The 9,794-nt window shown below is 63.2% G+C and carries 12 protein-coding genes; 7 read left to right on the top strand and 5 right to left on the bottom strand.

Translation table 11 applies throughout. From position 1 onward, the window contains the following. The first annotated feature begins 323 nt into the window (after positions 1-323). The 3 genes from X730_RS160780 to X730_RS160790 all read left to right on the top strand — a co-directional run bounded on the left by X730_RS160780 (position 324) and on the right by X730_RS160790 (position 1,968). Positions 324-581, top strand: coding sequence for a PepSY domain-containing protein (locus X730_RS160780; RefSeq protein ID WP_023668990.1), 258 nt, complete (start codon positions 324-326; stop codon positions 579-581). Between the two features lie 84 nt (positions 582-665). Next, positions 666-1,406: a lysozyme inhibitor LprI family protein gene (locus tag X730_RS160785; RefSeq protein WP_050588074.1), complete on the top strand. Its 741-nt coding sequence runs from the start codon at positions 666-668 to the stop codon at positions 1,404-1,406. Between the two features lie 91 nt (positions 1,407-1,497). Next, entirely contained in the window at positions 1,498-1,968 is a 471-nt protein-coding gene (locus X730_RS160790) for a hypothetical protein (protein WP_023668992.1), read from the top strand. Between the two features lie 97 nt (positions 1,969-2,065). Here X730_RS160790 and X730_RS160795 read toward each other — a convergent pair whose 3' ends face one another. Both X730_RS160795 and X730_RS160800 read right to left on the bottom strand, forming a co-directional pair. Further along, the gene (locus tag X730_RS160795) at positions 2,066-3,946 is read right to left on the bottom strand and encodes a murein L,D-transpeptidase (protein WP_023696140.1); all 1,881 of its coding nucleotides are present in this window, start codon (positions 3,944-3,946) and stop codon (positions 2,066-2,068) included. A gap of 212 nt (positions 3,947-4,158) precedes the next feature. Continuing rightward, entirely contained in the window at positions 4,159-4,905 is a 747-nt protein-coding gene (locus X730_RS160800) for a 3-oxoacyl-ACP reductase family protein (RefSeq protein ID WP_023668994.1), read from the bottom strand. A gap of 99 nt (positions 4,906-5,004) precedes the next feature. Here X730_RS160800 and X730_RS160805 point away from each other — a divergent pair, with 99 nt between their 5' ends. Continuing rightward, the gene (locus tag X730_RS160805; RefSeq protein WP_023748790.1) at positions 5,005-5,613 is read left to right on the top strand and encodes a TetR/AcrR family transcriptional regulator; all 609 of its coding nucleotides are present in this window, start codon (positions 5,005-5,007) and stop codon (positions 5,611-5,613) included. 62 nt (positions 5,614-5,675) lie between these two features. Beyond that, on the top strand, positions 5,676-6,074 hold the full coding sequence (locus X730_RS160810; protein WP_023688500.1) for a rhodanese-like domain-containing protein: 399 nt from the start codon (positions 5,676-5,678) through the stop codon (positions 6,072-6,074). A 45-nt stretch (positions 6,075-6,119) separates the two neighbouring features. Here the strand turns inward: X730_RS160810 and X730_RS160815 are convergent, their stop codons facing one another. After that, entirely contained in the window at positions 6,120-7,028 is a 909-nt protein-coding gene (locus X730_RS160815) for an alpha/beta fold hydrolase (RefSeq protein ID WP_023668996.1), read from the bottom strand. 48 nt (positions 7,029-7,076) lie between these two features. On the opposite strand from X730_RS160815, the gene X730_RS160820 reads away from it, so the two are divergent. After that, positions 7,077-7,529, top strand: a complete 453-nt coding sequence (locus tag X730_RS160820) for a MarR family transcriptional regulator (RefSeq protein ID WP_023668997.1) — start codon at positions 7,077-7,079, stop codon at positions 7,527-7,529. A gap of 26 nt (positions 7,530-7,555) precedes the next feature. Here X730_RS160820 and X730_RS160825 read toward each other — a convergent pair whose 3' ends face one another. Both X730_RS160825 and X730_RS160830 read right to left on the bottom strand, forming a co-directional pair. Then, positions 7,556-8,167 (bottom strand): pyridoxamine 5'-phosphate oxidase family protein, encoded by a 612-nt coding sequence (locus X730_RS160825; protein WP_023688503.1) that lies wholly within the window; start codon positions 8,165-8,167, stop codon positions 7,556-7,558. 65 nt (positions 8,168-8,232) lie between these two features. After that, positions 8,233-8,586: a DUF971 domain-containing protein gene (locus X730_RS160830; RefSeq protein ID WP_023668999.1), complete on the bottom strand. Its 354-nt coding sequence runs from the start codon at positions 8,584-8,586 to the stop codon at positions 8,233-8,235. 200 nt (positions 8,587-8,786) lie between these two features. Here X730_RS160830 and moaA point away from each other — a divergent pair, with 200 nt between their 5' ends. After that, positions 8,787-9,782: a GTP 3',8-cyclase MoaA gene (moaA, locus tag X730_RS160835; RefSeq protein ID WP_031193366.1), complete on the top strand. Its 996-nt coding sequence runs from the start codon at positions 8,787-8,789 to the stop codon at positions 9,780-9,782. Positions 9,783-9,794 lie beyond the last annotated feature (12 nt).

The following is a 9,794-nucleotide window of genomic DNA, read 5'->3' as shown; positions in this document are numbered from 1 at the left end:
AGCACAGGCGACGACCCGTTCCTGAAACACTTCGCCGCGCGCTGAGAGATGAAGATTCCGGCGGGGTTGGCGCGCCATGCCACCCCGCCAGGACCAGAAGTCTAGCAGGGTCTTGGGCAAAGCTCTACCACCATCGGGTTGTCCAGCGCGGGCCGTGGCAGCACTCATGGTTGGCCGGCGGTTGGCGCAAATATTGGCGTGCCGTCGCTCTGAGCGCGGAGATCTAGGGCTTCACGGAAGCTGCGCGATGTCAGCTCTCGGAACAAACTGTGCTGCCTGCGAGTTTCCGGTGCGGTTCATACCAACGTGAAATGAGGGTAATCATGCGAAATCTTGTTCTGGCGACCGGTGTCGTCGTTCTTCTGGCCGGCTCGACGGCCTTTGCCGCGGATGACAGCCCACTGCCGCCGACGAATGCCCAGAAACTGTCGGCAATCATCGCCAAGGTCGAGCAGCGCGACGGCTTTCGCTATGTGAAGGAGGTCGACTGGGACAAGGACGGCTACACCGTGACCTATTACACCGCCGACAAGGCGAAAGTCGAAATCACCTTCGATCCCGTGACCGCCGAACCGAAATAGCGCCGATACCGACACCGCTTCGGCAATTCCGTCCGCTGCGTTTTTTGCCTAGAATGGTGGCAGTTGTCGGACAACGGGGCGACCATGCTTTCTTCCAATCGAATTGCCAACTCGTTTGCGCTTGTCGTCGCACTTGCTGGCGGGGCGGTCTGCCTTGGTCCAGCGCGTGCCGACGGGCCGTCCTTCGACTGCCGCAAAGCCAGCCTGCCGGTGGAAAAGGCGATCTGTGCCGACCCGCGACTGTCGGCAATTGATGCCTTGGTGGCCGAGGCCTTTACGGGTTTCGAGCCAGCCTTTGGCGGCGACAAGCGCAAGATCGCCCGTGCGCTCATCGCCGACAGGAACGCCTGTGGGCAGGATGCCGCCTGCATCGTCAGCGCCCAGAACAATGCGCTGCAGACCTACGGCAATGCGCCGTCCTGGGTGCAGGACTACAACATCGCCCTGATCGGCAAGAAGGCGCTCGACACCGCGGCCCGCCATCCGGGCAGCCTCGACCAGCCCCTGCCCTCGTCGATCGGCCAATGCGCCTTGACCCACATCACCGCGCTGACGACGCGGCTCGGCGACGACCCGCTGGAAACCGCCGGCCCTGAAGCCGGCAGCCTGGCGCGGTTCAGCAATGGCGGCGCCGGGGTTTCCTACGAGCGGGAGCCTGGCCTTGCCAGTTCGAAAGCCGGCGATCCTGTCGTCATGTGCCTGATATCGATCTCGAGGGATTGTCCGCAGGGCGACGAGCGCGGGCGGGTCTATTACGGCGTCGACCTCACGATAAAAGGCACATGGGTTTTGCCGGATTCACAACATCTATGCGGCGGCGCCTGAAGATTTGCCGCAAAGCACTGCTGGATGCACTCTTGCGCCGATCCGCCTTTGATGGCTGAGTGCGCGTAACAGTTGCAGGGCACGGGGGTGCATGGCCATGGTTAAGCATGTTTTGAAGCGCATCCTGATGATGCTTGCCGGCTATTTCGTTTCGGTGCTGATCGGATTGTTCGCGGTCGTGGCGATATATTGCGCACTCGCCGTATTGCCCAACGCGCCGGACTATTTCGGCGCCATGCAATTTTCGCCCATTGTCGTGCTGCTGTGGCCGCCGCTCGGCATGGTCGTCTATTTCCTGACGATCGTGCTGACCGGCCTGCAGACGCTGATCTTCGCGCTGCTCGCCGAATTCTTTGCCCTGCGCAATTTCCTGGTGCACATGCTGTTTGGCGCCGCTGCCGCTGCAGCCGGCTTCTTCCTGGTCTGGCCGGCCGCGGAAGAGGATGCCGGACGCTGGGCCGATATCGGCATCATCGCCGCCGCCGGCCTCGTAGCCGGCCTGGTCTATTGGCTGATCGCGGGCCGCGACGCCGGCTTCCGGCGTCCGCTCATCCAGCGCTGATCGCAGGAAACGGGCGACCGTCTATCGGCCAAAAATCTAATAAAACCAGAGAGACAAAGTGAGTTCCTCGTTTCGTTGAACGAGGAACTCCGCTGGTTCAGCTCGTCGGCGAACGCACCGCTTCGGTCGCGTCCAGCGCCTGCATCAGCCGCGTGTCGCGGTCGTAGACGTCGTTGAAATATTCGACTTTGCCGGACAGGTCCGGCCAGGCAGTGAAGTAGGAGACATAGACGGGAATCGTGCGTGTCACGTCTTCGCTGGCATGGCCGTGCTTGAGCTTTTCGGCGATGTCGTCGACCGAGACGCCGAGCACCGCCGCCGCCATCCCACGTGGATCCTGAAGGCGAATACAGCCATGGCTGAGCGCCCGCATATCGCGCTGGAAGAAGGATTTTTGCGGCGTGTCGTGCATGTAGATGGCGTGCTTGTTGGGGAACAGGATCTTCAGTTCGCCCAGCGCATTGGCTTCGCTCGGCTGCTGGCGCACGCTGTAGGGAATGTTGGCGCCGTAGGCGCCCCAATTGACCGAGGAAGAGGGAACCCGCCTGCCGCGCGAATCGGTCACCTCGTAGCCGGCACGGTCGAGATAGCCCGGATCGCTACGCAGCCTTGGCAGCATCTCGTTGACGATGATCGACTGCGGCACGCCCCAATAGGGATGGAAATCGACCTGCTTGATCTCCTTGAAGAAGAAGGCGGTCTGGTTGGTGGTCCGGCCTATGACGACGCGGGTCTTCAGCTTCTCCTCGCCATTGTCGATATAGCTGGCGGTGAAGGCGGGCTGGTTGATGAACACCCGCGGGCTGCCGAGATCGGACGGCAGCCAGCGCAATTCTTCCAGCGCGACCTGCACCTTCTGCAGCCTGTCTGCCTTGGATGCGCCGGCGAGCGAGGCGACGGTGCGCGGGCCGATGACCCCATCGCCCTTCATGCCGGCCTTCACCTGCACGGCCTTGATGATCGGAACCAGTTCGGGAACATAGACATCGCTGGTGCCGAGACGAGACAGGATCTCGCCATAGGCGCCGCCCATCTCGTCGTCGAGATTGCGCGCGATCAGCGTCAGCAGCTTCGGCAGTTCGGCGCTGGTCTCGCCGGGCTTCAGCAACAGCTTGGGATCGACGACGATTTCGTTTTCGGCGCTCGCCTGCAGCGATTCAAGTTCGACGCGCAGCGCCTGATATTCCGCGTTCTGCGGGTGCCGCGATTCGAGGTAGGTGCGCACTTCCTGGGTGTGAGCCAGCGTCTTGAGCGCGCCTTCCATGTCGACCGGCTTCGGCGGAAATTCATAGTAGCCGGTGATGCGATTGGGATCGACGCGCCCGCTCTGGGCGTCACGGGCATAGCGCAGTACGCGCGCCGACAGCGCCATCTCGAAGCGGACGAGTTCCTTCAGATGGGCGTCGGCATCGACTGCCGATGCGTTGGCTGCCGGCACCTCGACCGTGTAGTCGGCCGACGTGAGACCATAGCTTGCGGCTTCGCCAAGCACCCGCACCGCATCCTGGGCGCGGGCATTGGGATTGCCCTCGTTCACCCAGATGAAATCAGGATTGGCAGAGTAATAGGCAATCAGTGCCTTGGCGATATCGGGCTCGGCATAGAGTTCATAGTCACTAAGGCCTGCAACGGCTTCGCGGAAGGCAGTGCTGGTCGCCGACGGCACAAAGGCGGCGTCTTCAGCTGTTGCCACCTGGGGAGGTGCTGCCACCAACGCGGCAAAGTCGACGCGCACCAGCCGGTCGGCCTTGTAGGTGTAGTAGGACGGGCTGCTGATCCTGGTGCCGCCGCCGCCCGATACGGCGGGCTTCGGCTTGCGCTTTGGCGGCGGCGGGAATTCGCCTTGCGGCCTGTGCTTGACGCCACCGCCGAACAGCATGTCGAACAGGCCTTGCGCGCTTGCCTGCGGCACACCGAAGGCCAGTGCTGCCGCCACTGCAAGCGGCATCACGGTGGCTTTATTTCCGAGGAATTTCATTAATCACCCGCTCCGGCTGCAAGCCGGCTCCCGTTCCGCGCCGCTAGACGATCTTGCCAACCGCATGGCGGATGTAAGGCGCTACTATACCGATTCATACCGATTTCGTTAAGCTTCCATAAATTTCCGCAGGCCTGTTGCAGAACGGTTTCACAACATCGTGACGTCTGGAGCGGCGTTGCCGCTCCAGACCGGTCAAAGCGGCTGCTGCTTCAGGCGTTGGCGCCACCGTCGATGGTGAGCGCGGCGCCGGTGACGAAGCGCCCTTCCGGACCGGCGAGCCAGGCAACCATGCCGGCGATCTCGTCAGCCTTGCCGAAGCGGGGCGTCGCCATCTTCCGCCGCTGGTGTTCGGCATGCGGGCCTTCGGCCGGGTTCATGTCGGTGTCGGTCGAACCGGGATGAACGACGTTGGCGGTGATGCCGCGCGGACCCAGGTCTCGCGCCAGCGCCTTGGTCAGGCCGACCAGCGCAGCCTTGCTGGTCGAATAGGCGCTGAGGCTGGTGTCGGTGACGCGCTCGGCCAGATTGCTGCCGATCGAAATGATGCGGCCGCCCTCGCCCATGTGAGCCGCTGCCGCCTTCGAGGCCACGAACGGCGCTCTCAGATTGACCTCAATGGTCTCGTCAAAGTCGGCCAGCGACATCTGTTCGATGGGCGCCGCGCGCCAGATGCCGGCGCTGTTGACCAGGATGTCGAGCTGGCCGAAGGCATTCACCGCCTCGGCGACCGAGCCTTCGATGGCGGCGGCGTCGCGATTGTCGGCTTGGATGGCGATCGCGCGACCACCTGCCGCTATAATCTCGGCGACGACAGCTTGGGCCGGCGCCGAGCTGTTGACGTAGGTGATGGCGACGTCGGCGCCATCGGCCGCAAGCCGTTTTGCTATCGCAGCACCTATGCCGCGGCTGCCGCCGGTGACCAGTGCTGCCTTGCCGTTCAATCCGTTCGCTGACATGTCATTCTCCGTTATGTAACGATCGATACATAAATATCTGGCAACCTTGCCTGGCGACGTCAAGTGAATTATGTATCGATCAACACAGAAAAGATCGTCATGCCGGAAAGAGGCCGTCCCCGCACCTTCGATCGAACCGCCGCCTTGCGGCAGGCGATGGAGCTGTTCTGGGCCAAAGGCTATGAGGGCACCTCGATCGCCGAACTGACCGCGGCGATGGGGATCAGCTCGCCCAGCCTCTATGCCGCCTTCGGCAGCAAGGAGGCGCTGTTTCTGGAAGCGACCGAGTATTACACCCGCAACGAAGGCACCGAGATCTGGAGCGCGCTGGACGAAGCGCCGACGGCATGCCAGGCGATCGAGAATTTCCTGCGCCAGACGGCAAAAGCGTACTCTCAGGACGACCGCCCGCAGGGCTGTCTCATCGCGCTGGGCGCACTGCACCAGGATTCAAGCAGCGGCGCGATCTGCGATGATTTGCGCCGCCGCCGCGCCGAAAACCACACCCTCTTGCTGAGACGGCTGGAACGCGGTGTGGCGGAAGGCGAATTGCCGGCGGGCTTCGACAGCAACGCGGCGGCGACCTTCTATGCGACGGTCCAGCACGGCATGTCGATCCAGGCCCGCGACGGCGCCTCGTGCGAAGCGCTGATGGCCACAGTGGCCGGAGCGATGGCGGCGTGGCAGGGGCTGGTCGGAACAGCGTGACAAAGCGCGGAGCTTGTGCTGGAAATCCAGTCGGCGGCGAAATGCGCCGGGAGGGATCATCCGTGAAAAAAGGGTATCGCGAGTTGCTCGACGAGGCCAATGCCGAGATCGAGGTGGTCTCGCCCGAGGAAGCGGCCGGGCTGCTCGACGACGAGGACACCATCTTCGTCGACCTGCGCGATCCACGCGAGATCGAGCGGGACGGCCAGATCCCCGGCGCCAAACATGTCACTCGCGGCATGCTGGAATTCTGGATCGATCCCGAAAGCCCTTACCACAAGCCGTTCTTTGCCTCGGGCAAAAGCTTCGTCTTCTTTTGCGCCGGCGGCTGGCGCTCGGCGCTGGCCACCAAGACGGCGCAGGATATGGGGCTGTCGCCGGTCAAGCACATCCTTGGCGGCTATACCGCCTGGAAGGCGGCCGGATTGCCCGTCGAGCCGGGCGGCAAGAAGAACGGTTAGCTCACCGCTCCGGCGTTGTCGGAGTCGACAATACACCCATTGGAATCAATGCAGTATCGGCTCGCGCTCGTTTTTGACAAAAGTCACAGCGCGTTCGACAACACCTTTGTCGGCGAGAATGCGACGGTGGCCGAGCCCATCGGCCCAGTGCAGCCGCACATGGCTGCCGGCGCCGGCATAACGTGTGGCATGATCGGCGGGGACTTCGCGGTCGTCCGGCGCGTGGATGACCAGCGTCGGCACCGGCGCCTCAGCCAACTGGCGGTCGCCGGTGAATTCATGCAGCGGCCGGCCCGACAGCCTTTTCACCTGATCGGCCATGGAAACCTGCGAACGCGGACCGACATTGAGCATGCGGCTGAAGTCGGCGAAGATCGCCGGCAGGGAACTTGGCGCGGCGACCAGCACCAGCCGCTCGGCCGCGACGGGCTGGATACCCTTGATCGAACCGGCAATGGCATTGGCGGCGACGGCGCCACCGAAGGAATGGCCGACGATCGCCTTGAACGGACCGAACCATTCGCCGGCGACCCTGACCGCCTCGACCGCATTGACCATATTGAGATGACGGCCCAGCGACTGGCCATGGCCCGGCAGGTCGAGCGAGGCGACCCGGTAGCCCGCATCGCGAAAGCCTTCGATCAGCGCCCGCATATATTCCGTGCGCGAACGCCAGCCATGGACCACCAGCACCGTGCCGGCGGACGCCCTGCCCGGCTCGGGCCGGAATTCGTGCACCATGACGCAGCCGGCCTTGGTCGTCAGCCGATGATGGCGCGCCTCGGCCATGAAGCCGGCGGCGCGGTCGACCGCACGCCGCTCGCCGTCGCTGAGCGCCTTGACGCTGGGCGTGCGGCAGAACAGTTCGAAGGCGGCGCGCCCGCTCAGGCGGGGCGCCACATGCTCGGCGGCGCGGAACACGCCCCGGATGACCTTCAGTCCAAATGATGCCATAGTGGCGGTCCATCCATTCCGTTCAAGCATGAACATAATAGTTCAAACATGAACATTAAACAAGAGCTGCCCTGGGACAACCCGCGCTTTCGCAACTGGGTCGCGGTGGCGCGCGCCTGCCATGTGCTGGAGCGTGCGCTGGCGGTAAAGCTGGCGCCGCTGGATCTCAAGCCGGCGCAGCTCGACGTGCTGATGAACCTCTATCGCCATCCCGGCATGTCGCAGCACGATCTCGCCCGCAAACTGCTGGTCGGCCGCTCCAACATCACCATGCTGTTGCCGCAGCTCGAGGCGCGCGGCCTGCTGCGCCGCGAAGGCGACGAGAAGGACAAGCGCGTGCTGCGGCTGACGCTTACCGAGGCCGGCACGGAGCTTTTGATGAAGGCGCTGAAGGTGCATATGGCGCTGATCGAAAAGGCGATGAGCCAGTCGACAGCGGAACAGTGCGACATGATCGGCGAACAGATGCGCAAGATCTATGACGTGCTGAAGGATACCTGAGCCGTTCGATCCACGCGCCTCCCACCTCACCACATCGTCTTCTTCGCCCGCTCCGGCCATTCCTTGTCGTAAGTACCGGCATCGATATTCTTGCGGCTGGTGACTTCCAGGATTGTTCCGGGTGTCGGCAGCGATTTCGGGTCGACGTGCTTTGCCGGGTTCCACAGCTCCGAGCGAACGATGGCGCGGGCACACTGGAAATAGACCGAATCGACATCGACCACGGTGACCGAGCGCGCCGGCTTGCCTTCGACGGCGAAGGAGGCGCAAAGCGCGGCGTCGGTGGCGATGCGGGCGCGGCCGTTGACGCGCAGCGTCGTGCCCGAACCCGGCACAAGAAACAGCAGCCCGACGCGAGGATCGCGGATGATGTTCTTAAGCGAATCGGCGCGGTTGTTGCCGCGCCTGTCCGGCATCATCAGCGTCTTCGGGTCATGCATGCGCACAAAGCCGGCGAGATCGCCGCGCGGCGAGCAGTCCAGCCCTTCCGGCCCGCTCGTCGCCAAAGCGACAAAAGGCGAGGCTTCGATGAAGGCGGCATATTCGGGAATGACGTGGTCGAGTTCCTTGACCGTCGACGCTTCGCCGGGCAGGCCGTAGAGGGCTTCGAGCTGTTCGACCGTGGTGATGTCAGACATTTTCCCGTCTCCGAACTGTTGCCAGCGTTACCCCCAGTCAATGACGTTTTGCCGACAGTGCCGAACTAGCGGTCGCGGCTCAGTCCCTTCTCCTGGAGCTCGGCGAGATAGGCATTCCAGCGCGCGTCCTTTTCGTGGCCAAGCGTGTGCAGGTAATTCCAGGTGAAGATGCCGGTGTCGTGAAAATCGTCGAAGGTGATGCGCACGGCGTAGTTGCCGACCGGCTCGATCTTCAGGATAGCAACGTTACGCTTGCCGGGAACCGTCACCCGCTGGTCCGGCGAATGGCCCTGCACCTCGGCCGAGGGCGAAGCGACGCGCAGCAATTCGGCCGGCAGTTCGAACGGCCGATGATCGGGAAAGGTGACGGACAGCAGTTTTCTGTCCTTCGAGACCCTGAGTTCCTTCGGCGCCGTCATTGTTCTGCATCCCGCATCAATCCGCCCTTCCCTACGCTGCTTCGCGCGAGCGGAAAAGGCCATTTGGACCCGGCCGACATCGGATGTCGGCCAGGGAATGTCACCAAAGATCGAGAGCGGCTATCTTGAATGGCGGGTTGGATCGTATCACATAGCCGTATATAACGGCACCACTCGTAGCATTGGAAACGCTTGAACGTATGGACATGATCGATCCCTTCGGTCGCACGATCAGCTACTTGCGCGTGTCGGTCACCGACCGCTGCGATTTCCGCTGCACCTATTGCATGGCCGAGGACATGGCGTTCCTGCCCAAGAAGGACCTGCTGTCGCTCGAGGAACTCGACCGGCTCTGCACCGTCTTCATCGAAAAGGGCGTGCGCAAACTGCGCCTCACCGGCGGCGAGCCGCTGGTGCGCAAGAACATCATGCATCTGGTGCGCCAGCTGTCGCGGCACCTGAAGAGCGGCGCGCTGGAAGAGTTGACGCTGACCACCAATGGCTCGCAGCTGTCGCGCTTTGCCGCCGAGCTTGCCGATTGCGGTGTCGAGCGCATCAATGTCTCGCTGGATACGCTCGATGCCGACAAGTTCCACGCCATCACCCGCTGGGGCCATCTCGGCAAGGTCATGCAAGGCATCGATGCCGCGCAGGCGGCGGGGCTGAAGGTGAAGCTCAACGCCGTTGCGCTGAAGGACTTCAACGACGTCGAGCTGCCGGAGATGATGCGCTGGGCGCATGGCCGCGGCATGGACTTGACCGTCATCGAAACCATGCCGATGGGCGAGATCGACGCCGACCGGACCGACCAGTATCTGCCGCTATCGCTGCTGCGCGCTTCGCTCGAGCGCCAGTTCACGCTGAGCGACATCCCCTACAAGACCGGCGGTCCGGCCCGCTACGTCCATGTCGCAGAGACCGGCGGCAGGCTGGGCTTCATCACGCCGATGACGCATAATTTCTGCGAAAGCTGCAACCGCGTGCGGCTGACCTGCACCGGCACGCTCTATATGTGCCTGGGCCAGGAGGATGCCGCCGACCTGCGCGCCCCGCTGCGTGCGTCCGAAGGCAACGAACTGGTCGCTGCTGCCATCGACGAAGCGATCGGCCGCAAGCCGAAAGGCCATGATTTCATCATCGACCGCCGCACCAGCCGCCCGTCGGTGTCGAGACATATGAGCGTCACCGGCGGCTGATTTTCTCCGCGA

This window comes from Mesorhizobium sp. L103C131B0 (genome assembly GCF_000502275.1).
GTDB lineage: Bacteria > Pseudomonadota > Alphaproteobacteria > Rhizobiales > Rhizobiaceae > Mesorhizobium.
Note: the sequence above shows the minus strand (reverse complement) of the source record. Positions and strands in the feature narration are given on the sequence as shown.